Source organism: Pseudomonas putida, from assembly GCF_028682455.1.
Classification (GTDB): Bacteria; Pseudomonadota; Gammaproteobacteria; order Pseudomonadales; family Pseudomonadaceae; genus Aquipseudomonas; species Aquipseudomonas putida_AA.
The window spans coordinates 149,075-173,822 of sequence record NZ_JANHLD010000002.1; the positions used below are offsets into that span (position 1 = coordinate 149,075).

The following is a 24,748-nucleotide window of genomic DNA, read 5'->3' on the forward strand; positions in this document are numbered from 1 at the left end:
CCCATCCCGCATAACAGGATACTAGCCATGCGTTTTTCTTCTTTGACCCAACGGATCGCCGGTGACGGCGCCGCCGCCTGGGAGATTCACTACCGCGCCCTGGCCATGCTCGAGCAGGGCCGCGACGTGCTACTGCTTAGTGTCGGTGACCCGGACTTCGACACCCCGGCGCCGATCGTCCAGGCGGCCATCGACAGCCTGCAGGCCGGCAACACCCATTACGCCGACGTGCGCGGCAAGCGCAGCCTGCGCGAGGCGATCGCCCGTCGGCACCAGCAACGCAGCGGCCAGGCGGTGACGGCCGACCAGGTGACGGTGCTGGCCGGGGCGCAGTGCGCACTGTTCTGCGTGGCGCAATGCGTGCTTGAACCGGGGGACGAGGTGATTGTCGCCGAGCCGATGTATGTCACCTACGAAGCGGTGTTCGGTGCCTGTGGTGCCACGGTGGTGCCGGTGCCGGTGCGCCCGGAGCACGGTTTTCGCGTTCAGCCTGAAGACGTCGCCGCGCGCATCACCCCGCGCACCCGCGCGTTGGCGCTGAACAGCCCGCACAACCCCTCCGGCGCCAGCCTGCCGCGCAGCACTTGGGAGGCCCTGGCCGAGCTGTGTATCGCCCATGATCTGTGGCTGATCAGCGACGAGGTGTACAGCGAGCTGCTGTTCGAGGGCGAGCACATCAGCCCCGGCAGCCTGCCGGGAATGGCCGAGCGCACGGCGACACTGAACAGCCTGTCCAAGTCCCATGCCATGACCGGCTGGCGGGTCGGCTGGGTGGTGGGCTCGCCGGCACTGGCGGGGCATCTGGAAAACCTCGCACTGTGCATGTTGTACGGCTCGCCGGACTTCATCCAGGACGCTGCGGTGGCGGCGCTGGAACAGCAACTGCCAGAGCTCGAAGCAATGCGCGACGCCTACCGCCAGCGCCGTGACCTGGTCTGCGCGAGCCTGGCAGGTTGCCCTGGCGTGCGCGCGCTCAAGCCCGATGGCGGGATGTTCGTGATGGTCGATATCCGCGAGACCGGGCTCAGCGCACAGGCATTCTCCGATCGCCTGCTCGATCTGCATGGGGTGTCGGCGCTGGCGGGTGAAGCCTTCGGCCCGAGTGCGGCCGGGCATATCCGCCTGGGCCTGGTGCTCGGTGCCGAGCCATTGCGCGAGGCCTGCCGACGCATTGCCCTGTGCGCCAGCGAACTGATGGAGGCCCAGCGCAATGCGTGAATACAGCCGCTTGTTCATCGATGGCCGCTGGCAGCAGCCGGTGGGGCAGGGCATGGCCGAGGTGATCGACCCGGCGAGCGAGGCGGTGGCCGGCAAGGTGCCGCTGGGTAACGAAGCGGATGTGGACCGGGCGGTCGACGCTGCGCGCAGGGCATTCGTCGATTGGTCGAGGACGCCATCCAGCGTGCGCGCCGGCTTCATTCGCGCACTGGCCGACCAGATGAAGACGCGCGCCGACGAGATGGCCGCCGTGATCACCCACGAGCTGGGCATGCCGGTGCAGTGGTGCCGGCCGGTGCAGGTCGATGGGCCGATTGTCGGGCTCGAGCAGTACGTCGAGCTGGCTGGGCTGATGGACGAGGTGCGTGAGGTCGGCAACTCGCTGGTATACCGCGAGGCGGTGGGCGTATGTGCGTTCATCAACCCGTGGAATTATCCGCTGCATCAACTGATCGGCAAGCTGGCGCCTGCCTTGGCCGCCGGATGTACGGTGGTGGTCAAGCCGAGCCAGGAAACCCCGCTTCATGCGTTCCTGCTGGCGGAAATGATCGAGGCCATCGGCCTGCCGGCCGGGGTGTTCAACCTGGTCAGCGGGCCGGGGTCGAAGGTGGGTGAGGCACTGGCGCGACACCCGCAGGTCGACATGGTGTCGTTCACCGGTTCCACCGGTGCGGGTGTGCGGGTTTCCCAGGCGGCGGCGCCATCGGTGAAGCGGGTGTGCCTGGAGCTGGGCGGCAAGTCGCCGTTGCTGATCACTGCCGATGCGGACCTCGAGGCAGCGGTGCGCCATGGCGTGCAGGACGTGATGATCAACTCGGGGCAGACCTGTACGGCGTTGACCCGCATGCTGTTGCCGGTATCGCGCTATACCGAGGCGCTGCAGATCGCCGAGGACGAGGCCCGCGGCTTGGTGATGGGTGATCCGCAGGATCCGCGCAGCTTCCTCGGACCGATGTGTTCGGCGGGGCAGCGGCGCACGGTGCGGGACTACATCCGTATCGGCCAGGAGGAAGGGGCGCGGCTGTTGTGTGGTGGAGAGACAGCGCCAGGCTTCGAGCGCGGGTTCTATGTGCCGCCGACGCTATTCGCCGACGTGGACAACCGGATGCGCATCGCCCAGGAGGAAATCTTCGGGCCGGTGTTGTGCCTGATTCCTTATGCCGATGAGGCCGAGGGGATTGCGTTGGCCAATGATTCACCGTTCGGGCTGTCCAGCGCGGTGTGGGCCGGCAGCCGCGAGAAGGCGTTGCAACTGGGGCGTCAGCTGCGGGCAGGACAGTGCTTCGTCAATGGCGGGGCATTCAACTACCAGGCGCCGTTCGGAGGCTACAAGCAGTCGGGGAATGGGCGCGAGTGGGGTGAGGAGGGGTTGGGCGAGTTCGTCGAAGTGAAGGCAATCCAGCTGTAGGCACTTTTGTTTGGCGGGAACGTTGTGGGAGCGGGCTTGCCCGCGAACACCGGCGATGCCGGTGCCATCCACCGAGTCGCCTCATTCGCAGACAAGCCTGCTCCCACAGGGTATTGCGGCGGGTTCAGGCGCGTTCAGCGAGGTCCTTTGGGCTATCGAACGCCACGAACAACTGATCTGCCGTGATCGCCCCCAGGTCCAGCCGCATGTTCTGCTCCAGCATCGCGAACAGCCGGGTGAACACCTCGTACACCTTGCAGTGATCCTCCAGCCCGGCAAAGGGGTTGTCGATCTTCTCGGCGATCAGCGAGCTCTCCTGCACCGCGTCGTACACCTCGCGCAGAGTGATCTCCTGCGGCGCCCGGGCTAGCGTCACGCCTCCCTGGGCGCCGCGGTAGGAGGTCAGTATCCTGGCCTTGACCATCTGCGACACCAGCCCGCGCACGCGGGTAGGGTGCACCTTCACCCACTTGGCGATGGTCTCGGTACGCAGCTTCTGCGGCGCATTGGCGGCCACGAACGAGAGAATGTACGAAGCAGTGATGAGTCGGGTCGACTGGCTCATGGCGAAAATGGCTCCCTGCGAAAACACGAATGTTACACCATGGAAAAGCCCGTCATCGGGCCCTGGAAAAGCGCTTGTTCTGTCGCTAATGTATTTGTTACGGTAACAATTACAAATTATAAACAGCTTCTACGCAATCCGCTTTGACCGAACAACAATTCCTTGCGGTTCAACAGGGGCACATGCCATGAGCGATAACAACAAGAACAGTCCTCAAGCCATTCTCGACGGCGGCCTGCCGCGTCGGGATTTCCTGAAATACAGCGCTGGCGCTGCGGCCATCGTCGGGGCGTTTTCCCTCGGCCTGCCGATGGGCGGCTACGCTGCCCAGGCCACGCCAAAGCCGGGCGGTACCTTGCGCCTGGGCCTGGCCGGGGGCAGCACCACCGACTCCAAGGACCCGGGCTCCTGGGTCGACACCTTCACCTTCATCGGCTTTTCGGCGGTGTACAACACGCTCACCGAAATTGCCGTGGACGGCACCGCCATCCCCGAGCTGGCCGAGCGCTGGGAATCGAGCCCGGACGCGAAGGTGTGGACCTTCACCCTGCGCCAGGGCGTGACCTTCCACAACGGCAAATCCCTCACTGCCGATGACGTGGTCGCCTCGATCCAACACCACCTGGGCGAGAAATCCACCTCCGCCGCCAAGACCGTCCTGGGCGATGTCGCCAAGGTGCACGCCAGCGCTCCCGACACCGTAGTGTTCGAGCTGCATTCGGGCAACGCCGACTTCGCCTATGTGGTCGCCGACTACCACCTGGTGATCATGCCGGCCAAGGACGGCCTGGCCGACTGGCAGGCCGGCATTGGCACCGGCGGCTACCGCATCAAGGGCTTCGAGCCGGGCGTGCGCATGGACCTGGAGCGCAGCCCCGACTACTGGAAACCGGGCAGGGCACATTTTGCCAGCGCCGAACTGATCGCCATCGCCGACGGCGCCGCGCGGGTCAACGCCCTGGTGACCGGCAAGGTCGACGTGATCAACAAGGTCGACCTCAAGACCGTGGCCCTGCTCAAGCGCAACCCGAAGCTGGTGATCGAGGAAACCAAGGGCGCCCAGCACTACACCTTCCCGATGCTTTGCGACAGCCAGCAGTTTCGCGACAACAACGTGCGCATGGCCCTCAAGCATGCGATCAACCGCGAGACCCTGCTGGCGTCGGTGCTCTACGGTTACGGCCAGGTCGGCAATGACCACCCGCTGCAACCGGCCAACCGCTTCATCAACCCGGCCCTCGAGCAGCGCGCCTTCGACCCGGACAAGGCGCGCTTCTACCTGCGCCAGGCCGGCATGGACAGCCTCAAGGTGCGCCTGCAGGCCTCCGATGCCGCCTACAGCGGTGCGGTGGATGCCTCGGTGCTGTTCAAGGAGCAGGCGCGCCAGGCAGGGATCGATATCGACGTGGTTCGTGAACCTGCCGATGGGTTCTTCTCCAACGTCTGGATGAAACAGCCCTTCACCACTTCGTTCTGGTACTCCAGCCTCACCGCCGACCGCATGTTCAGCATCGGTTATGCCAAGGGCGCGGCGTGGAACGAGACCCATTGGGACAACCCGCGCTTCAACCAACTGCTCAACGCCGCCCGTGGCGAAATGAACGAGCCGCTGCGCCGCGAGATGTACAACGAAATGCAGGCGCTGTGCCGCGACGACGGCGGGGCGATCGTGCCGCTGTTCGCCAGCTCCGTCGCCGCCCGTTCCAGCCGCGTGGCCCATGGTCCGCTCACCGCGCCTTATGGCGAGCTGGATGGCCTGCGGGTAATCGAGCGCTGGTGGCAAGCCTGAATCGATAGCGTTTCGCAAGGCTGAACCCCGTATCCAGTCGAGGAGTTGTATGGTGAACAATCTTGGCAAACTGCTTGTGCAGCGGCTGGCCCTGGGCCTGCTGTCGCTGTTTGCGGTCTCGGTGGTGATCTTCCTGGCAGTGGGCATGCTGCCGGGCGACATCGCCCAGGCCATGCTCGGCCAGTCGGCCACCCCGGAAACCGTGGCGGCATTCCGCGCCCAGTTGGGGCTGGACCTGTCGCCACTGCAGCGTTTCGTCCAATGGACGTGGCGCCTGCTGCACGGTGACCTTGGCGTGTCCCTGGCCAACCAGCGGCCGATCGTCGAGCTGGTCGGCTCGCGGTTGGGCAATACCTTCAGCCTGGCCCTGCTGGCGGCGCTGTTCTCGGTGCCGACGGCGTTACTGCTGGGCATGCTCGCGGCGTTGTACCGCAACAGCTGGTTCGACCGGCTGCTGAACACCGGTGCGCTGAGCGCCGTGTCGTTCCCCGAGTTCTTTGTCGCCTACATCCTGATCCTGGTGTTCGCGGTGAAGCTCGAATGGTTGCCGGGCATCTCCAGCCTGGCGCCGGGCGCTTCGCTGGGTGAAGTGCTGGAGGTCTCGGTGCTGCCGGTGGCGACCCTGAGCCTGGTGGTGATCGCGCAGATGATGCGCATGACCCGCGCCTCGCTGATCAACCTGCTGGCCAGCCCCTACATCGAGATGGCCCGACTCAAGGGCGTGTCGCCTGCGCGGATCATCTTCAGGCATGCCTTGCCCAATGCGCTGGCGCCGATCGTCAACGTGGTGGCGCTGAACCTGGCGTACCTGGTGGTCGGCGTGGTGGTGGTGGAGGTGGTGTTCGTCTACCCGGGCCTGGGCCAGTTGCTGGTGGACTCGGTGGCCAAGCGCGACATCCCGGTGGTGCAGGCCTGCAGCCTGATCTTCGCCGGCACCTACATCCTGCTCAATACCGGCGCCGACGTGTTGTCGATCGCCAGCAACCCACGCCTGATGCATCCGAAGGGGTAGACCATGAACCTGATCACACCTCTGCTGCGCGCGCCCTTGAGCGCCAAGTTCGGCCTGCTGGTGATCGTTGCCTATATCGTGGTGGCGCTGTTCGCGCCGCTGCTGGCGCCGTACGGCGAAACCCAGGTGGTGGGCGAGGGCTTCGCTCCCTGGAGCCCGGAGTTCCTGCTGGGCACCGATAACCTCGGGCGCGACATGTTCAGCCGCCTGTTGTACGGCGCCCGCAACACCCTGGGCATCGCCTTCCTGACCACCAGCCTGGCGTTCCTGCTGGGCGGCCTGTGCGGGCTGGTCGCGGCGATCAAGGGTGGCTGGATCGACCAGGGCCTGTCGCGGGTGGTGGACATCCTGATGGCCATTCCGCAGCTGATCTTCGCCTTGCTGATCCTCAGCGTGGTCGGGACCACGGCCACGTCGCTGGTGCTGGTGATCGCGCTGCTCGATGCCACGCGGGTCTTCCGCCTGTCGCGGGCGGTGGCGATGAACGTGGTGGTGCAGGACTTCGTCGAGGCCGCGCGGTTGCGCGGGGAAGGGCTGTGGTGGCTGGTCAGCCGGGAAGTGCTGCCCAATGCCGCGGCGCCGTTGATCGCCGAGTTCGGCCTGCGGTTCTGCTTCGTCTTCCTGTTCATCAGCGCCTTGTCGTTCCTGGGCCTGGGCATACAGCCGCCGACCGCCGACTGGGGCAGCATGGTGCGCGACAACGCGGTGCTGATCACCTTCGGTGATATCAGCCCGCTGCTTCCGGCCCTGGCGGTGGCGTTGATCACGGTGAGTGTGAACTTTGTCGTCGACTGGGTGCTGCACCTGTCCAGTGGCCTGAAGGAGTGCTGAGCATGAGTAACGATACCTTGCTGGAAATCCGTGGCCTGCACATCGAAGGCCACTATGAAAATGCCTGGCACCCGCTGATCAAGGGCATCGACCTGACCCTCAAGCGGGGTGAAGTGCTGGGGTTGATCGGCGAATCCGGGGCCGGTAAGTCGACTCTGGGCCTGGCCGCCATGGGCTATGTGCGTGACGGCTGCCGGATTACCGGTGGCAGCGTGTGCTTCGATGGCATCGCGCTGCTCGAATCCAGCGCCCAGACCCTGCGCAAGCTGCGCGGCCTGCGCATCGCCTACGTCGCCCAGAGCGCGGCAGCTTCGTTCAACCCCGCGCACCGGCTGATCGACCAGCACGTGGAAACGGCGGTGATCAACGGCGGCATCGACCGCGCCAGGGCCGAAGCCGAGGCAGTGGAGCTGTACCGCATCCTGCGCTTGCCGGACCCCGAGCACATCGGCCAGCGGTATCCGCACCAGCTGTCCGGCGGCCAGTTGCAGCGGGTGATGACGGCGATGGCCATGGCCTGCCATCCGGACCTGATCATCTTCGACGAACCGACCACGGCGCTGGACGTCACCACCCAGATCGAAGTGCTGGCGGCGATCCGCGATGCGGTGAAGACCTTCGGCAGTGCCGCACTCTACATCAGCCATGACCTGGCGGTGGTGGCGCAGATGGCCGACCGGATCATGGTGCTGCGCCACGGTAGCCTGGTGGAGGAGGCGCAGACCCGTACCATGCTCAGCGCGCCGCAGCAGGCATACACCCAGTCGCTGTGGGCGGTGCGCAACTTCCATACCTCGGCCAAGGCTTGCCCGAGCCATGAGAAGCCGCTGCTGGAAGTGCGCAATGCCGATGCCCGCTATGGCCATCAGCCGGTGCTGCACGATGTCTCGCTGAAGCTGTATCGCGGCCAGACCCTGGCGGTGATCGGCGAGTCGGGGAGCGGCAAGAGCACCACGGCGCGGTTGATCAGCGGCTTGCTGCAACCCACCTCGGGCCAGGTGCTGTATGACGGCGAGTCGTTGCCAGCCGACTATCGCCAGCGCAGCAAAGAGCAGCTGCGGCGTATCCAGATGATCTACCAGATCCCCGACACGGCGCTCAACCCACGCCAGCGCATCGTCGACATCATTGGCCGGCCGCTTGGTTTCTACCTGGGCCTTAAGGGCAAGGCGCTGCGCGAGCGCGTCGCCGAGCTGCTGCGGATGATCGACCTGGAGCCGGCCAAGTACATGGATCGCCTGCCGCGCGAACTGTCCGGCGGGCAAAAGCAGCGGGTCTGCATCGCCCGCGCGTTGGCGGCCGAGCCACAACTGATCATCTGCGACGAAGTGACCTCGGCGCTCGACCAGCTGGTGGCCGAGGGCGTGCTGAAACTGCTCGACCGCATCCAGCGCGAGTTGGGCGTGGCCTACCTGTTCATCACCCACGACGTGGCTACTGTGCGCGCCATCGCCGACGAAGTGCTGGTGATGCAGCGTGGGCGGGTGGTCGACCATGGCAGCCGCGAGGCGATCTTCCGGCCGCCGTACCGTGACTACACCGGGTTGCTGTTCTCCTGCGAGCCGGAGATGGACCCGGACTGGCTCGACCGCTTGCTGGCGACACGCAACTCCACTTCTCCCTTGGCAACTGTTTGAGGATTGCCCATGAAAGTCCTGATCGTTCACGCTCATCCCGAGCCTCACTCCTTCACTGCCGCGCTGCGAGACCAGGCGGTGCAAACCTTCCGTGCCCAGGGCCATGAGGTGCAGGTGAGTGACCTGTATGCGATGGGCTGGAACCCGGTGGCCAGTGCTGATGACTTCAGCCACCGGGAGAACCCGGAGTATCTGGTCTATGCGCTGGAGCAGCGGCTGGGGGTGAAGAGCGGGTCCATCGCGCCGGATATCCAGCAGGAGCTGGACAAGCTGCTGTGGGCGGACCTGCTGGTGCTGAACTTCCCGATCTTCTGGTTCTCGGCGCCGGCGATGCTCAAGGGCTGGATCGACCGGGTGCTGGTGTCGGGGGTGTGCTACGGCGGCAAGCGTTTCTACGACCAGGGCGGGTTGGCCGGGAAGCGGGCGCTGGTGACCGTGACCCTTGGCGGGCGCGAGCACATGTTCGGGGAAGGGGCGATCCATGGACCACTGGAGGACATGCTGCGCCCGATTCTGCGCGGGACCTTGGCGTATGTCGGCTTCGAGGTGCTGGAGCCGTTTGTGGCGTGGCATGTGCCGTATATCACCGATGAGGCACGCAAGGAGTTCCTGCGCAGTTATCAGCAGCGGCTGGAACAGTTGTCGGATGATCTGCCGCTGGCATTCCCGCGGCTGGACCAGTTCGATGAGGCGCTGTACCCGCTGGCGCGCTGATCGCCTCTGCCGCACACCGGCCACATCGCGGGCGGGCCAGCTCCCACCTGTAGGAACGGACTTGCCCCGCGATGGCCAGTGCAGCCAACACCTTCGGTGTTGCCTGAATTGCGACCGCGCAACGGTCGTAACCCTGGCTCCCATACACACCCATTCGGGGTATGGCCCCCACCTCCCAATCCCTCGATAGTAGCTCCATCAGCTCGCCCGAGCCGATCCTGATCACACGATGGAGTTGCTATGCGCAAGGCATTGAAGGTGATTTGCAGTGTGTTGTTGTCCTGTACCGCCACGGCCGCCCTGGCCACCGAGGCGGACACCGGCAACACGCTCAGGTTGTACAACTGGACCGACTACATCGGCGAAAACACCCTCGCCGATTTTGAAAAGCAAACCGGCATCAAGGTGATCTACGACACCTTCGACGGCTACGAAACGGTCCAGACCAAACTCCTCACCGGCCGCTCCGGCTACGACCTGGTGATGCTCAACGCCTCCCTGGTCCCGCCGCTGATAAAGGCCAAGGTGTTCCAGCCGCTGGACAAGTCCAAGCTTCCTGGCTGGGCCAACCTCGACCCACAGGTACTGCAGGACATGCAAGCCTTCGACCCCGGCATGCTCTACTCGGCGCCCTACACCTGGGGTAGTTCCGGCATCACCTACAACGTCGACAAGATCAAGCAGCGCATGCCCGACGCGCCCATCGGCTCCCTCGCCATGCTTTTCGACCCGAAGATCGTCTCGCGCTTCGCCGATTGCGGCGTGACCGTGATGGACGCCCCCAGCGAAGTCATCCCGCTGGCCCTCAAGTACCTCGGCAAGGACCCGCAAAGCGCCAGGCCGGCAGACCTCAAGGCCGCCCAGGACGTACTCATGGGCATCCGCCCCTACATCAAGAAATTCGACTCGGTGAACTACCTCACCAGCCTGCCCAACGGCGACGTATGCATGGCCCTGACCTGGTCCGGCGACTACGCCACCGCCCAGGCCCGCGCCGTGGAAGCGAAAAAAGACATCAACCTGGCGTTCTTCATTCCCAAGGAAGGCTCGCTGATCTGGTTCGACAGCCTTTACCTGCCTGCCGACGCCCCCCACGTGGCCAACGCCCACCGCTTCATCGAGTACTTGCTGCAGCCCAAGACCATGGCCGAGGTGACCAACTACATCCACTACGCCAACAGCAACGCCGCCGCCACGCCATTGGTGCAGGCCGACATCCGTAACGACCCGGCGATCTACCCCGACGACCACACCCGTGAGCGGCTGTTCACCCAGCAGTCCCAGGACCCCCAGGCCATGCGCGCCATCACCCGGGTCTGGAGCACGGTCAAGACCGGCATCTGACACCTTTCACCGAACCGATCCGATAAGGAACCGCTCATGGCTACCCCGACTCGCACATTAGCCACCACTGCGCTCGACGATCAACTGGTCAAGGCCGACAAGGCCCACTACATGCACGGCTACCACATGTTCGACGAGCACGCCGAGCAGGGTGCACTGAACATCGAGGCCGGCGAAGGCGCGTACATCCAAGATACCCAGGGCAATCGCTTCCTCGATGCCGTCGGCGGCATGTGGTGCACCAACATCGGCCTGGGCCGCGAGGAAATGGCCCTGGCCATCGCCGACCAGGTCCGCCAACTGGCCTATTCCAATCCGTTCTCGGACATGGCCAACCCCAAGGCCATCGAACTGTGCGAGAAGCTCGCCCGCCTCGCTCCTGGCGACCTCAACCACGTGTTCCTCACCACCGGCGGCTCCACTGCAGTGGACACCGCCTACCGGCTGATCCAGTACTACCAGAACTGCCGTGGGAAACCCCACAAGAAGCACGTGATCGCCCGCTACAACGCCTATCACGGCTCTACCTGCCTGACCATGTCGATCGGCAACAAGGCCGCCGACCGGGTGCCGGAGTTCGACTACGCCAACGACCTGATCCACCACGTCTCCAACCCCAACTTCTACCGGGCGGCGCACGACCTGGACGAAGCCGAGTTCCTCGACTTCCTGGTGGCCGAATTCGAGGACAAGATTCTCTCCCTGGGCGCGGACAACGTCGCGGCCTTCTTCGCCGAGCCGATCATGGGCTCGGGCGGGGTGATCATTCCGCCAGAAGGTTATTTCCAGCGCATGTGGCAGGTGTGCCAGACCTACGACATCCTCTTCGTCGCCGACGAGGTGGTGACCTCGTTCGGTCGGCTGGGTACCTTCTTCGCCTCCGAGGCGCTGTTCGGCGTCACCCCGGACATCATTACCACCGCCAAGGGCCTCACTTCTGCCTACCTGCCGCTGGGCGCCTGCATCTTCTCCGAACGTATCTGGAAGGTGATCGCCGAACCGGGCAAGAGCCGTTGCTTCACCCACGGCTTCACCTACAGCGGGCATCCGGTGTGCTGCGTGGCGGCGCTGAAGAACATCGAGATCATCGAGCGGGAAAACCTGCTGGCCCATGTGAATGATGTCGGCAGCTACCTGGAGCAGCGCCTGCAAACCCTGGCGGAGTTGCCGCTGGTGGGCCAGGTGCGCTGCATGAGGCTTATGGCCTGCGTCGAGTTCGTGGCCAACAAGCGGACCAAGGCGCTATTCCCGGACGAGGTGAACATCGGTGAGCGCATCCACCGGCGGGCCCAGGACAAAGGGCTGCTGGTGCGCCCGATCATGCACCTGAACGTGATGTCGCCGCCGCTGATCATCACCCATGCCCAGGTGGACCAGATCGTCGACACCCTGCGCAGCTGCATCCTCGATGCGGCGCGGGAGCTGAGCGAGCAGGGGTTGTATCACGGCCAATGAGCGACCTGCACGCAAAGGTGCGCGCCCGTGCCCCGGCCGGTAGACTGCGGGGCATGAGCCGAGCACTTGAAAACACCACAATAAACCTGCCGTTTCATGCCTTGCAGCAATGGCACGGCGCGCTGCAACAGGCTGTCGAGCATAGCGAGGGCCCGGACGCGCTGGCCTGGCTGGCGGCGGCGCTCAGCCAACTGGTGGGCGCCGAGTCGATGCTGATCAGCCTCGAACGCAAGGGCTGCCCGCCGCAGCTGCTGTATCAGCAGGGCATACCGGACCGCTACCACGAGGCGGTGCTGGAGCGCTATTTCGCCGCGGGCTACTTGCTCGATCCGTTCTGCCTGGCTGTGCAGAAGGGGTTGGCGCAGGGTTTCTACCACCTGGAAGACATCGCCCCGGACGATTTTTTCGACAGCGACTACTACAAGACTTATTACCTGGGGACCGGGTGCAGCGAGGACAGCTACTTCATCGTCGACCTGGGCAATGACAGCAAAATTTCCCTGAGCCTGTTCCAGGGGTGCAGCGGCGCGCGCCTGGGGGTGCAGCAACTGCACCTGTTGCAGGCAGTGGAGCCGATGGTTCGCGAGCTGCTCAAGCGCTATGCCCGGCACGGCCTGGCGCAGGAGCCGGAAGGCAAGGGGAATGTACAGGCGGCGTTCGACAGCTTTGGCTGCGGGGTACTGACCGAGCGCGAGCGGGAAGTGGCGCAGATGGTGTTGCAGGGCCATTCGGTGAAGTCCACTGCCCATGAACTGGGGATCTCGCCGGAGACGGTGCGGATGCACCGCAAGAACCTGTACCTGAAGCTGGAGATCAATTCGCAATCGGAGTTGTTTGCCCAGTTCATTGGCTGGTTGCGGCGGATTTGAAGGGCAATCGCGGTCGACCCAGAGCGGTCAGTTGCCAAAGGCTGGCCTCAGCAGTTTGAGTCAACTGCAATGCCGGGAGCGTAAAGGCGAAAGCGCAAAAAACGGACACCCTCAATATCGACTTCGCCGTCTGCCTGAAACCCCAGCCTGAAGATTCCTTTGATCCTTGTCCTGGTGGGCGGGAGCAGGATCGTGATGGAAGAGAACCCCATCTCGGTGAAGGCACGTTCAACGATCTCTTCATAAATGGCCCTCCCACTCCCCCAGAAGGTGGGATGAAGCACTAACGCCAGGTCTGCATCGCCGTCCTCGTACTGCAGGCCGCCCCAGCCAGCGAATTGCTGGTCGATCAGAAATGCCCATGGACCATACCCGTACTGCTCCCACTGGGCATCTTTTTGATTGACCCATTCCAGGGCTGTAACGTCATCGAAATGTGCGCCGCCCAGCGGCATTTGTCGCAACACACTGGGGTTGTTGTTGAGCGATACGATGTCTGCCAGCCCGATTTCGGTGAGACGCTTGAATTCCAGTGTCATGTTTATCCTTTGCATGGGACCTGCGGGAGCGGGCCCATGGCAGTCCATCACGCACGGCGCTACGCTCGCTCCCTCACACCTCAATAGGCAACCCACGAACGGCCAGCCGCGTCGAAAGCACCACTGAAGTTTCCGTACTGCCAAACGCATCAAACGATGCAATCAAGGTTTCGAGCGCCATCAATGATTGCGCAACCACCTTGAGTACGAATGACGCATCACCGGTTACATGGTGAGCTTCGCGTACCTCTGGCAGGTTCTCCAGCACTGCAAGCACCTTGGCATAGCTTTGCGCCGGAACATGCAGGCGGATGAAGGCGGTGACGGGATAGCCAATTGCGTGGCTGTCGATTTCCGCTCGATAGCCGCGCAACACGCCGCGCTCTTCCAGTTTGCGTACCCGTTCGGCAGTGGCGGGTGTCGACAAGCCTGCACGTCGCCCCAACTCGGCAAAACTCAGCCGGGCGTCGGTCTGCAGTTCGGTCAATAGACGCTTGTCCATGCGGTCCAAGGATCGTTCGCTCATGGGGGTCTTCAAAAAGAGTGAATCGTTAAGAAAGATGCCTGTAAAAACGTCGAATCGACATGGTTCGCAAGGTGGCAAGCCATTGAAACTAGCTTATCCCACCCATCGAGAACCCCGCCATGCTACTCAAAGGAATGTTACTCGGCTTGGCCATTGCCGCTCCGGTCGGTCCGATAGGACTGCTCAGTATCCAGAACACCTTGAAAGGTGGATTCCGAGCAGGGTTTTTCACCGGCATGGGCGCGGCGACCGCTGACGCCCTTTTTGCTGTAGCGGCGCTGTTTGGACTTGCTGGAGTACTCAGTGTCATTGACGACAGCGGTTACCTCAGCATGCCAGGGGCAGTTTTCTGTGCCTATCTGGCTTGGAAGACGATACGGAAAAAAGCCGGTATCACCGCTGCTTCATCCAGTGCGCGGAGCGTTTGGGGTATGTACTCGACGACCTGTGTGCTGACGTTATCCAACCCGATGACCATTCTGGGCTTTGTAACGCTTTTTGCCGGACTGGGTGTCGGCCAGGCGGTCAGCAGCTCTGGTCTGTGGCTGGTCGCCGGGGTGTTCCTTGGCTCTGCACTTTGGTGGGCGGTGCTCGCTGGCGTCTGTTCACTCCTGGTAAAGCGGCTGCCGCCGACATGGCTGAGAGGCATTGACTATGCGTCGGCGTTCTTGCTCATGGCCTTTGCAGCACTGCTTCTGTATCAAGCCGCTGCAGGACCCATCAGGTAATACCGGCATCTTCGAGGATTCTCGGCCCCGGTCCGTCCTTGCCCAAGGCGTCGCCGGGGTTGCGCAGCGGGCAATCCTCCAGCGACAGGCAACCGCAACCGATGCAGTTGTCGAGGCTGTCGCGCAAGGCCTCCAGTGTTCTGATCCTGGCATTGAGACTTTCTCGCCAGGCCGATGACATTTCGCGCCATTGTGCAGCACTCAGTTTGCTGTTCGGGGGGTAGCGGCCCAGCGCGCGCTTGATCTCCTCGAGCGGGATGCCGGTGCGCTGCGCCACTTTGATGATGGCGATGCTGCGCAGTACCAGGGCGGGATATCGTCGTTGGTTCCCGGCACTGCGCGTGCTGGCGATCAATCCTTTCGATTCGTAGAAGTGCAGGGTAGAGACCGCAACACCGCTGCGCCTGGCAACTTCGCCAACCGAGAGCGACCGCAGGCCATCAAGATTCTGTTCAACTGCCACGCCTGTTGACCTCAAGTTAAGTTGGGGTTTTATAGTCTCGCCCGAACTTTCCTGCAACAGATTTCCACCGCCGGAGCGCAACCCACCGTGCGGTGGGCACACCACAATCGAATGGAGCCAGAGCATGGGCAAACGGATGTTGTTGAGCGCGGGTGTCGTGGTGCTGGGGGTATTGGCCATCGTCATCGCGCAGCCCGCAAGGGACTCTTCAGCCCGGGCAATGACGGCATGGCCCTTGACTAAAGTGGCGCTGGCCACAGTCATGCGCACGGAGGCGCCACGCGAGGCTTTCGCAGCAGGAGAGCTGGAGGCGACCCACCAAGTGCACGTGGCGGCAGAAACGCCGGGGCGCATCACTCAAATCGCCTTCAAGTCTGGCCAGGCGGTCAAGGCAGGGCAGTTGCTGGTACAGCTCAATGATGCGCCCGAGCAAGCGGAGCGCTTGCGCTTGCAGGCTGTGCTGGTGAATGCCCGGACGTTGTTTCAACGCTCGCAAAAGCTGCGGGCGAAAAATGCCGTCTCCCAGGAAGTGCTCGACAACGCCACCGCGGCGCTCGAGATCGCCAAGGGTGAGCTGCAGAAGATCGACGCGCTGATTGCGCAAAAGGCCATCCGTGCGCCCTTTACAGGAAAAGCCGGCATTCGCCGTGTGCATCAAGGCCAGTATGTGCAGGCAGGCGAGGCGGTCGTCAGCCTGGTAGACGCCAGTCACCTGCATGTGAATTTCACGCTGCATGAAAAGGCTGCCGCTGATCTTCGCATCGGCCAGGCCGTTGAGTTGAGTGTCGACGCCTTGCCCCATCGAGCCCTGGTTGCCCAGGTCAATGCCATCGACCCCATGATCGGCAAGTCGCGTTCGGTCGAGGTCCAAGCATCGCTTGCCAACCCGGGTGGCGAGCTGCAGGCCGGCATGTACGCCAGCGTGAGACTGGCCGCAGCGGTGCCGACGATGGTCATGGCGGTGCCGGAAACCGCGGTGACCTACACCGCCTATGGGCAAACCGTATTCCTGGCGATCGCGGACAAGAACAACAGCCTGACGGTCAGTCGCATCCAGGTCACCACGGGGGAGCGCTGGAAGGGGCAGGTGGAGATCACCTCGGGGTTGAAGGCAGGCGACCAGGTGGTGGTTTCGGGCCAACTCAAACTCAGTGATGGAATGCCAGTCGAAGTGGCAGACGAGGACAGCCTGCAGGCTACGGCCGGGAGTCGCGCCTCGTGAAGTTCACTGACATCTTCGTTCGCCGACCGGTGCTCGCCTTGGTGGTCAGCAGCCTTATCGTGCTCATGGGCCTGTTCGCCCTGGGCAAACTGCCGGTGCGTCAGTATCCGCTGCTGGAAAGCTCGACCATCACCATCAGTACCGAGTACCCCGGCGCCTCTGCCGAACTGATGCAGGGCTTTGTGACCCAACCGATCACCCAGGCGGTTTCTTCGGTCGAAGGTATCGACTACCTGTCGTCATCGTCGGTACAAGGGCGCAGCCTTGTGACCCTGCGCATGGCCCTGAACCGCGATTCGACCCAGGCTTTGACCGAGGCTATGGCCAAGGTCAACCAGGTGCGCTATCGGTTGCCCGACGATGCCTACGACCCGGTGGTCGAGCTGTCTGCAGGCGACTCCACCGCTGTCGCCTATGTCGGGTTTGCCAGTGAGACATTGTCTATTCCCGAGTTGAGCGACTACCTGTCGCGCGTGGTGGAGCCGCAGTTCGCCGGCATCGAAGGCGTCGCCAAGGTACAGCGCTTTGGCGGCCAGAACCTGGCGATGCGCCTGTGGCTGGACAGCGACCGAATGGCCGGGCGGGGCGTTACCGCAGCCGATGTCGCGCAAGCTGTGCGCCGCAACAACTATCAGGCTACCCCCGGCCAGGTGCACGGGCAGTACGTGCTGGCCGACATCAGCATCGACACCGACCTGGCGAGCGTCGAGACCTTCCGTGAGATGGTTGTTCGCAACGATGGCACTGCGCTGGTGCGTCTGCGCGATATCGGGACCGTCGAGCTAGGTGCCTCGGCAACCCGCACCAGTGCTTCGATGAACGGTGAGCCGGCGGTGCACCTTGGGTTGTATCCCACGCCTGCTGGCAACCCGTTGGTAATTGTCGACGGCATCCGGCAACTGCTGCCGCAGATCCAGCAAACCCTGCCACCCGGGGTGAAGGTGGCCTTGGCCTATGAGACCGCGCGTTTTATCGAGGCCTCGATCGAAGAGGTGATGACGACGCTGCTGGAGGCGGTGCTGATCGTCGTTCTGGTGATCTGGCTGTGCCTGGGGTCTGTGCGTAGCGTGGCGATCCCGGTGCTGGCGATCCCGCTGTCGTTGCTGGGTGCAACCGGACTGATGCTGCTCTTTGGCTTCAGTATCAACTTGCTGACGCTGTTGGCGATGGTGCTGGCCATCGGCCTGGTGGTGGACGATGCCATTGTGGTGGTGGAGAACGTACACCGCCACATCGAAGCGGGACTGTCACCCGTGGCTGCAGCGTTGGTGGGGGCCCGCGAGATCGCCGGGCCGGTGATCGCCATGACGCTGACGCTCGCGGCCGTGTATGCTCCCATCGGCTTGATCGGCGGCCTGACGGGCACATTGTTCCGCGAGTTTGCCCTTACCCTGGCAGGGGCGGTGATCGTGTCAGGCGTTATCGCGCTGACCCTGTCGCCGGTGATGAGCTCGCTGCTGCTACAGAGCGGGCAACAGGAAGGGCGCCTGGGCCGGTGGGCAGCGAGGGTGTTCGCAGCCTTGTCGGCCGCTTACGGGAGGGGGCTGGCCCGTTCATTGTCACGGCGCTGGATCAGTGCTGCGGTAGTGCTACTGGTCTGTCTGAGCCTGCCGTGGCTGTACCTGCTGCCCAAACGCGAGCTGGCGCCGCCGGAGGATCAGGCAGCGGTACTCACGGCGATCAAGTCACCCCAGTACGCCAACCTCGACTACGTGGAGCGTTTTGCCAGCAAGCTCGACCAGGTCATGAAGCGTCTGCCGGAAACCACCGATACCTGGATCATCAATGGCACCGATGGGCCGGCGGCGAGTTTTGGCGGTATCAACCTCAGCTTGTGGGAGGCGCGCGAGCGCTCGGCCGATCAGGTCCAGGCCGAGTTGCAGCAAGCCGTGGGCGATGTCGAGGGCAGTAGCATCTTTGCCTTCCAGGTGGCGTCGCTACCGGGTTCCAGTGGTGGTTTGCCGGTGCAGATGGTTCTGCGCAGCGCGCAGGACTACCCGGTGCTCTACCAGGCCATGGAAACCCTAAAGCAGCAGGCCCGCAGCAGTGGCCTGTTCGCCGTCGTCGACAGTGACCTGGACTACAACAACCCGGTACTCAACGTCAGTGTCGACCGCGCCAAGGCCGCGAGCCTGGGCATTGGCATGCAAGACATCGGCGATGCCCTGGCGGTACTGGTGGGGGAGCAGTACATCAACCGCTTCGCCTTGTATGGGCGCTCCTATGATGTGATTCCGCAAAGTACCCGCGATCAGCGCCTGACGCCTGAGGCACTGGCCCGGCAATATGTACGCACCGATACCGGCGAACTCATCCCGTTGTCTACCGTGGTCAGTCTGAACATGGCTGTAGCACCAAACCGGCTGTTGCAGTTCGACCAACAGAACGCCAGCACCCTGCAGGCCATTCCCGCGCCCGGAGTTTCACAGGGGCAGGCCGTGGCGTTTCTGCAAGCGCTTGCCGAGCAGCTGCCACCTGGGTTCAGCCACGACTGGCTATCGGAGTCGCGCCAATATGTACAGGAGGGTAATGCGCTGGTGTTGGCGTTTCTCGCCGCGATGGTGGTGATCTACCTGGTACTCGCCGCCCAGTACGAAAGCCTGGTCGATCCGTTGATCATCCTGGTCACCGTGCCGTTGTCCATCTGTGGCGCGCTGCTGCCATTGGTACTGGGCTGGGCCACGCTCAACATCTATACGCAGATCGGACTGGTCACCTTGATCGGCCTGATCAGCAAGCACGGCATCTTGATGGTGGAATTCGCCAACGAAATCCAGGTGCGGGAGAACCTCGATCGGACCGCGGCGATCATCCGTGCGGCGCAAATTCGGCTGCGTCCGGTGCTGATGACCACGGCGGCGATGACCTTCGGCGTCGCACCATTGTTGTTTGCCAGTGGTGCCGGTGCCAACAGCCGCTTTGGCCTGGGTGTGGTTATTGTCTGCGGCATGTTGGTGGGTACAGTGTTCACCTTGTTCGTGCTCCCTACAGTCTATTGCTGGCTGGCACGCGATCATCGTGTGAATAGCTCGCGCAAACAACAACTGAGCCAAGCGCAGTGGCAGCTATAGCTTCTCGAAAGTCAGTTATGGCGATTGTTCGGCCAATGCGCCGGAGTCCTAATGTGCCACACAGAAGGACCTGTCAATAACCTTGGTGTTTGCACTTAAAAAGGATTTGCGCGTGAAAAATACATTTTATAAGTTGTTTAAAAAACCGTTCTTTGGTCGGTTCTCAAAACCGTGGCGATGGCCAGAGTCGGTTGATCAAACACAATGGGCGCGCTTCAACATTGCAAGTCAGTCCGGTGCACGCCTCTCGGCTTTATTGGCGGCTGCACACACCCCCACCGCCAAAGGCGCCGTATTGATGGTCCACCCCATGGGCACTATCGCCAAGGGGTTCTGGATGAAATATGGGCACGCTGAACTGTTACGTGAGGCCGGCTACCATATTATGGTGCTCGACTTGAATGGCTTCGGCGAAAGCACGTCTACCACCATGGACTTCCCGCTGGATGTGCTGGCAGCAGGGCAAACACTGGAGCGTCAGTATCCTGGCTTGCCAATTGCGGTGTTTGGCTCATCCATGGGCGCTGCCATGTCAGTGTGCGCCATGGCACAGCCGACGCACCCCTTCAAGGCAGCCGTACTCGAGTCTGCATTCCCGACACTTCTACACTTCTGGTCGCGCTACCCGATCCCTAAACTCGGCATACAGCTATCCAGGCTTGTCTATCCCGCTGGTGAGCTTGGGTTACGCCCAACGAACGCTGCACAAAACCTGGTAGGCAGCCCTGCAACCCTGCTGATCTATAGCGATGAGGATGAGTTCACTCCCGTAAAGGATGGGAAACTGCTATGGGAAGCGCTGGATAAGAAAACCAGCGCCTTCTTTTGGCAAGCACCCAAAGGTGCTCATACTCACGTGTTTGCAGCAAACCCTGATGAGTATAGAGAGAGGGTGGTGGGGTTTTTGGATGCGTACTTGCCTAATGGTTGAATGATGGTGGTTCTCTTGCCGGGGCTGTGTGGAAAGCTTTTTCACCAACTGGATTGGAGGAATACTAAAGTCGGAAATGCCCTTTGATCAGGCGCAAAATCCTGCGCATATCAGTCCGAAGCTCCTTGGATGACAAGCAAATGGGCACGCAGTCATTGATTTCCAGGTGTTCATCGCCAACTCGTGTAGTCGACGGTAGTGCGTGATAGTCGACTTTGTAGGCGTCGCTGAACAACGGCTTGATCCACATGGACTCGTTGGTCAGGATGATTCCATCGGTTGCAGTGCCCAGTTTGGTTGTATCGATAACGGCGATGACGGCATCTATCGGTGCCCCATCTTCAATTCGGCCAAACGAATTAAGCGCGTTGCCAAGCTTTTTCAAGCCTCTGGTGGTGACGAGTTCTTCGCCCCAAATGATCGATTCGGACTTGACGCCTTCTACCTTCAAAAAATCTGTAAATACCTCTGCGAAGGTGGCGGTCAGTTCGGCTGTGTCCGAACTCATTGGCAGTTCGCCATTGTATTCTGCGGCACTCAGTTCACCGATGATCCGGGCTTGTTGCTGTATCAGCTCATCGTCCGACGGTGCTCCAATTGTCGCACGCAACTTCAAGGCTACCTGGGCATAACCCTCAAGCCGCTGGCTCATGAACTCGGCTCGGCCTGCATCGCCCATGGCGTGTGCCTGCATGAAGAAGTCGGGCAGCCCATCTTCATCCAGCAGGCTGACGATGTCTTCGATTTCATCACTCAACAGCAAGTAGTCTTTGGCAACCTTCACTAACTGCATTTCAAACAAGGCTTGAAGGGCTACTGCGTCGTCGGTGATCAGGTTGTCCATCACCGAACTGGTCAAGTAGCCTGCGGCCAAACTGCCACCGATGGCCCCGACGATACCGCCAATAAGCGTGCCTGGGCCCGGAAAGCAGGCAGTTCCGGCCAGTGCGCCGCTAGTGAAGCCGGCGTATCCACCTCCGACGCTACTGGCAGTGCTGGTTACATTCTTGGCGAACTGCAGTTTGGAAATACGTCCTCGACAGGCTCGTATGATATCGCCTGTCGATAGCACAACAGTTGATACCACCAGACTGACCATATTGCCGCGCAGCAGCTTGGCCAGCGTGTTGGTCGCGGCAGCGCCGGTAAGCATTTTCCCCGTCATGGACTTGACCAGGGCGGACACCAATCTTGGGCTCAGTTTTTCAACGAATGCCTTGCTCATTTCGCGAAACGCCTGCTCGAAGGCAGTTCGCCCCAGCTGGCTGGAAATCACGCTGATAGCAAGTGCGCTGCCACCCACTTTCAGGCCAGCCCACGCGGCGTTTTTCAGGGCGACAGCAGGAGGCTGTCCTGACCAGATGCCTTGGGCGAACGCTACTGCAGCGGACAGTGAGCCTGCCGCAACTCCGACTTTGATGCCATTCACCGCATCGAAGGTGATGCTTTCGACGGTTCCAAATTTGGCGATGTTAACGGCCTGTTTGTAGGTGAGATGCCCCTTGCGAACAACCTTGTCTGCGTCATTCGGATCGGTGTATCCAGGGATCTTTCCAGCTTCGATACGCGCCCTGACAGATTTGAGTGCATCTTCGTATTTGTCAGACGGCACTTCGATCTGCATGGCCTTGCCATTGTGGAGGTAGCGAAAGTTTCCAGCCTTGTCATAGCAGCTGGAGATACACCGCCCACCGGTCGCACAGTATTTGGATTGGATTTTTACGCCATCGATGATTCGGTCGGCGCCGTTCAAGGCGTTGTCGTCGCCGATGATTCTGGCTTTCTTCAGGTTGATTCTGTCGATGAGGTGATTGCCTTGCTCTGCTGCAAAGCCGTGACCGCCACTGGCATTGAACCGGACCTGGTCGGAATACAGATTACTGGTTTCGTTTGTTCCGAACGCGGTTCCTACGACAACCTCGGGCCTGTATTTTTTACCGGTATTTACAGGCTTTTCGGATGAGTGATGAGGCCTGTGGTTAATCGGAGCACGGACCTCATCGATCAATTTGATTCTGGGCAGTTTTCGTCGAGTGCCAGCATCGCAACGCGGGACATCGTTGTCTTCTGCGGCGCAGCTGTGTTCGGTTGCGCCGGGTTCTCTCGAGTTCAATTTGCACCAGCCAAAACTTGAAAGAACCAACGGTATCAAAGTGCCATTATCGCATTCAAGGTGAGTGACAACTATTTTTGATGAGCTTTCGCGTTGTTCGCCGCATCGACGACTTCAACGTCCGGAGTAGTGAGCTCGAACAACCTTGCGCGGGTGGATCTGGAATGGGCTCAAAGACTATCCGGATCCCCAAAGAACATCTGAATCCTCGACCGCAACCACCTCTCCCCTGGGTCGTTATCCTGCGACCCCCGCCAAGCCATGTGCAACTCGAAGCTCTGCACCTCAAGCGGGGGATCCTCGGCGCGCAAACCACCCGCTGCGGTCAGCGCTTCAGCGGTGTAGTCGGGTACGGTGGCAAGGATATCGGTGCCCGACAGCAAGCTGCCCAGGCCGTTGAACTGGGGTACCGCCAGCACCACATGGCGCTTGCGCCCGAGTTTTTCCAGGATCTCGTCCATGAAGCCCCCCAGGTCGCCGGCAAATGACACCAGCGCGTGAGGCCGGGCGCAGAAGTCGTCCAGGCTCAGGCTCCCCGGCATGCTGTCGGCACGCAGCACCTTGGGTTTGCTGCGCCGCAGCACCTTGCGCTTGGCGTTGGCGGGCAGGTCGTTGGTCCAGCTCACGCCTACCGAGATCTCCCCACTGGCCAGTAGCGCCGGCATCAGCAGGTAGTTGACCCGGCGTACCACCAGGACGATGCCCGGGGCTTCGGCACGCACGCGCTTGAGCAACTGCGGCAGCAGGGCGAACTCGGCATCGTCCGATAGGCCGATGCGAAACACGGCGGTACTCGTGGCAGGATCGAAGTCGGCGGCGCGGCTGACGGCGGTGGAGATGGAGTCCAGCGCCGGCGAGAGCAGGGCGAAGATTTCCATCGCCCGTGCCGAGGGCTCCATGCTGCGCCCGGTGCGTACGAACAGCGGGTCGTCGAACAGGTTGCGCAAGCGCGAAAGTGCGGCACTGATGGCGGGCTGGCCGAGGAACAGTTTTTCTGCAGCGCGGGTCACGCTGCGCTCGTGCATCAGGGTCTCGAAGACGATCAGCAGGTTCAGGTCGACGCGACGCAAGTCGTTACGGTTCATCGGCTCGGCTTCACTGGACGGTTGGGGCAGGGGTGAATCTTACGGGGAAAGGCTGCTACCCTGCACCGCATAATTTGAGGCAGGCGGCATTACCCTCAATCAATGACAGGCATGTTGACTATTAATGGCCACTGATGGTCTAACCGTAAAAGCCCGGATAGAGTTCAGGGTAATAGAGTTTCACTAGGCGAGGTTTGCGATGTCCCGCATGATCCGTTTCCACAAGTTCGGCCCGGCCGAGGTGCTCAAGATCGAAGAGCAGGCCGAGTCGCAGCCGGCCGCCGGCGAGGTGCAGATCCGCGTCCAGGCCATTGGTATCAGTTGGTATGACGTGCTCTGGCGCCAGAACCTGGCACCGTCCCAGGCGCGATTGCCGGCCGGCATGGGTCATGAGATGGCGGGCGTGGTCACGGCAGTGGGCGAGGGCGTCGAGGACCTGGTGGTGGGTGACAAGGTAGCCAGCTTTCCGGCCTGCAGCGCCAATGACCACCCGGTGTACGGTGAAGTCATCGTCTTGCCGCGCAACGCTGTAACCCTTTACCCCGAGATACTCACCCCCATCGAGGCCAGCGTTCATTACACGCCGCTGCTGATAGCCTATTTTGCCTTCGTCGACCTGGCGCGGGCCAAGGCCGGCCAGACTGCCCTGGTGACCGACGCCAGCCATTGCGCCGGGCCGGCCTTCGTGCAGATGGGCAAGGCGCTGGGCCTGAAGGTGTTCGCCGCCACCAAGGAGGCCGATGAGCGCGATTACCTGCTCTCGCTGGGTGCCGACAAAGTCATCGTCACCGAGGAACAGGATCTGCTCATGCAGATCAACAAGTACACCGACAACCGTGGCGTCGACATGGTCCTCGATGGCCTGGGTGGCCCGCAGATGTCCTTGCTCGGTGATGTCCTGGCGCCGCGTGGCAGCCTGGTACTGTACGGCCTGCAGGGCGGCAACCAGACGCCGTTCCCGGCTTGCGCCGCGTTCCAGAAGAACATCCAGTTCTTTGTGCATTGCATCGGAAACTTCACCGGCAAGCCTGAACTGGGCATCTGCCAGGATCAGGTGGCGCTGCAACGGGCGCTGCGCGATATCAACCAGTTCACCGCCGACAAACTGCTGACGCCCCAGATCATCAAGGTGTATCCGTTCGAGCGTGTGGTCGAGGCCCATCGGTATATGGATGAGTGTCCGTGTGGCGGCCGGTTGGTGCTAGAACTGCCCAGCATTTGAAGCTGA

21 protein-coding genes are annotated in these 24,748 nt (G+C 62.1%); 15 read left to right on the forward strand and 6 right to left on the reverse strand.

All coding sequences use genetic code 11. From position 1 onward, the window contains the following. Window positions 1–27: 27 nt before the first annotated feature. Together NPS58_RS11470 and NPS58_RS11475 are read left to right on the forward strand one after the other, a co-directional pair. Window positions 28–1,218, forward strand: coding sequence for a pyridoxal phosphate-dependent aminotransferase (locus NPS58_RS11470; protein WP_274115470.1), 1,191 nt, complete (start codon window positions 28–30; stop codon window positions 1,216–1,218). Further along, the gene (locus NPS58_RS11475) at window positions 1,211–2,626 is read left to right on the forward strand and encodes an aldehyde dehydrogenase family protein (protein WP_274115471.1); all 1,416 of its coding nucleotides are present in this window, start codon (window positions 1,211–1,213) and stop codon (window positions 2,624–2,626) included. The genes NPS58_RS11470 and NPS58_RS11475 overlap by 8 nt, the downstream gene beginning before the upstream one ends. A 124-nt stretch (window positions 2,627–2,750) precedes the next feature. Here NPS58_RS11475 and NPS58_RS11480 read toward each other — a convergent pair whose 3' ends face one another. Then, window positions 2,751–3,191, reverse strand: coding sequence for an RrF2 family transcriptional regulator (locus NPS58_RS11480; RefSeq protein ID WP_274115472.1), 441 nt, complete (start codon window positions 3,189–3,191; stop codon window positions 2,751–2,753). Window positions 3,192–3,378: 187 nt separating this feature from the next. On the opposite strand from NPS58_RS11480, the gene NPS58_RS11485 reads away from it, so the two are divergent. The 8 genes from NPS58_RS11485 (at window position 3,379) to NPS58_RS11520 (ending at window position 12,842) form a co-directional block, all read left to right on the forward strand. Continuing rightward, the gene (locus NPS58_RS11485; RefSeq protein WP_274115473.1) at window positions 3,379–4,980 is read left to right on the forward strand and encodes an ABC transporter substrate-binding protein; all 1,602 of its coding nucleotides are present in this window, start codon (window positions 3,379–3,381) and stop codon (window positions 4,978–4,980) included. 52 nt (window positions 4,981–5,032) lie between these two features. Next, entirely contained in the window at window positions 5,033–5,992 is a 960-nt protein-coding gene (locus NPS58_RS11490) for an ABC transporter permease (protein ID WP_274116526.1), read from the forward strand. Between the two features lie 3 nt (window positions 5,993–5,995). Continuing rightward, a complete protein-coding gene (locus NPS58_RS11495; protein ID WP_274115474.1) occupies window positions 5,996–6,823 on the forward strand; it encodes an ABC transporter permease in 828 nt (275 codons plus the stop codon). A 2-nt stretch (window positions 6,824–6,825) separates the two neighbouring features. Next, window positions 6,826–8,460, forward strand: coding sequence for an ABC transporter ATP-binding protein (locus tag NPS58_RS11500; protein ID WP_274115475.1), 1,635 nt, complete (start codon window positions 6,826–6,828; stop codon window positions 8,458–8,460). Between the two features lie 9 nt (window positions 8,461–8,469). After that, the gene (locus tag NPS58_RS11505) at window positions 8,470–9,174 is read left to right on the forward strand and encodes an NAD(P)H-dependent oxidoreductase (RefSeq protein WP_274115476.1); all 705 of its coding nucleotides are present in this window, start codon (window positions 8,470–8,472) and stop codon (window positions 9,172–9,174) included. A 240-nt stretch (window positions 9,175–9,414) separates the two neighbouring features. Then, window positions 9,415–10,518 carry a polyamine ABC transporter substrate-binding protein gene (locus tag NPS58_RS11510; RefSeq protein ID WP_274115477.1) on the forward strand — a complete coding sequence of 368 codons (1,104 nt, stop codon included), beginning with the start codon at window positions 9,415–9,417 and terminating at the stop codon, window positions 10,516–10,518. Between the two features lie 36 nt (window positions 10,519–10,554). Beyond that, a complete protein-coding gene (locus NPS58_RS11515; protein ID WP_274115478.1) occupies window positions 10,555–11,973 on the forward strand; it encodes an aminotransferase in 1,419 nt (472 codons plus the stop codon). Between the two features lie 53 nt (window positions 11,974–12,026). Further along, window positions 12,027–12,842, forward strand: a complete 816-nt coding sequence (locus tag NPS58_RS11520; RefSeq protein ID WP_274115479.1) for a helix-turn-helix transcriptional regulator — start codon at window positions 12,027–12,029, stop codon at window positions 12,840–12,842. Between the two features lie 47 nt (window positions 12,843–12,889). On the opposite strand, the gene NPS58_RS11525 is transcribed toward NPS58_RS11520, so the two are convergent. Together NPS58_RS11525 and NPS58_RS11530 are read right to left on the reverse strand one after the other, a co-directional pair. Beyond that, window positions 12,890–13,381 carry a GNAT family N-acetyltransferase gene (locus tag NPS58_RS11525; protein ID WP_274115480.1) on the reverse strand — a complete coding sequence of 164 codons (492 nt, stop codon included), beginning with the start codon at window positions 13,379–13,381 and terminating at the stop codon, window positions 12,890–12,892. Between the two features lie 73 nt (window positions 13,382–13,454). After that, the gene (locus tag NPS58_RS11530) at window positions 13,455–13,883 is read right to left on the reverse strand and encodes an Lrp/AsnC family transcriptional regulator (RefSeq protein ID WP_274115481.1); all 429 of its coding nucleotides are present in this window, start codon (window positions 13,881–13,883) and stop codon (window positions 13,455–13,457) included. Between the two features lie 170 nt (window positions 13,884–14,053). On the opposite strand from NPS58_RS11530, the gene NPS58_RS11535 reads away from it, so the two are divergent. Then, window positions 14,054–14,635, forward strand: coding sequence for a LysE family translocator (locus NPS58_RS11535; protein WP_274115482.1), 582 nt, complete (start codon window positions 14,054–14,056; stop codon window positions 14,633–14,635). Here the strand turns inward: NPS58_RS11535 and soxR are convergent. After that, window positions 14,628–15,098 (reverse strand): redox-sensitive transcriptional activator SoxR, encoded by a 471-nt coding sequence (gene soxR, locus NPS58_RS11540; RefSeq protein ID WP_274115483.1) that lies wholly within the window; start codon window positions 15,096–15,098, stop codon window positions 14,628–14,630. The genes NPS58_RS11535 and soxR overlap by 8 nt on opposite strands. Window positions 15,099–15,222: 124 nt before the next feature. Between soxR and NPS58_RS11545 the strand changes: the two genes are divergently transcribed. The 3 genes from NPS58_RS11545 to NPS58_RS11555 all read left to right on the forward strand — a co-directional run bounded on the left by NPS58_RS11545 (window position 15,223) and on the right by NPS58_RS11555 (window position 20,322). Further along, on the forward strand, window positions 15,223–16,320 hold the full coding sequence (locus NPS58_RS11545) for an efflux RND transporter periplasmic adaptor subunit (protein ID WP_425313066.1): 1,098 nt from the start codon (window positions 15,223–15,225) through the stop codon (window positions 16,318–16,320). Further along, window positions 16,317–19,391 carry a MexW/MexI family multidrug efflux RND transporter permease subunit gene (locus NPS58_RS11550; protein WP_274115484.1) on the forward strand — a complete coding sequence of 1,025 codons (3,075 nt, stop codon included), beginning with the start codon at window positions 16,317–16,319 and terminating at the stop codon, window positions 19,389–19,391. Before NPS58_RS11545 ends, NPS58_RS11550 begins: the two co-directional genes overlap by 4 nt. 112 nt (window positions 19,392–19,503) lie before the next feature. After that, the gene (locus tag NPS58_RS11555) at window positions 19,504–20,322 is read left to right on the forward strand and encodes an alpha/beta hydrolase family protein (RefSeq protein WP_274115485.1); all 819 of its coding nucleotides are present in this window, start codon (window positions 19,504–19,506) and stop codon (window positions 20,320–20,322) included. A 64-nt stretch (window positions 20,323–20,386) separates the two neighbouring features. Here NPS58_RS11555 and NPS58_RS11560 read toward each other — a convergent pair whose 3' ends face one another. Both NPS58_RS11560 and NPS58_RS11565 read right to left on the reverse strand, forming a co-directional pair. Further along, window positions 20,387–22,330 carry a hypothetical protein gene (locus NPS58_RS11560; protein WP_274115486.1) on the reverse strand — a complete coding sequence of 648 codons (1,944 nt, stop codon included), beginning with the start codon at window positions 22,328–22,330 and terminating at the stop codon, window positions 20,387–20,389. Window positions 22,331–22,605: 275 nt separating this feature from the next. Next, entirely contained in the window at window positions 22,606–23,520 is a 915-nt protein-coding gene (locus NPS58_RS11565; RefSeq protein WP_274115487.1) for a LysR family transcriptional regulator, read from the reverse strand. Window positions 23,521–23,719: 199 nt separating this feature from the next. Here NPS58_RS11565 and NPS58_RS11570 point away from each other — a divergent pair, with 199 nt between their 5' ends. Next, entirely contained in the window at window positions 23,720–24,742 is a 1,023-nt protein-coding gene (locus NPS58_RS11570) for a zinc-dependent alcohol dehydrogenase family protein (RefSeq protein WP_274115488.1), read from the forward strand. The last annotated feature ends 6 nt before the right edge of the window (window positions 24,743–24,748 follow it).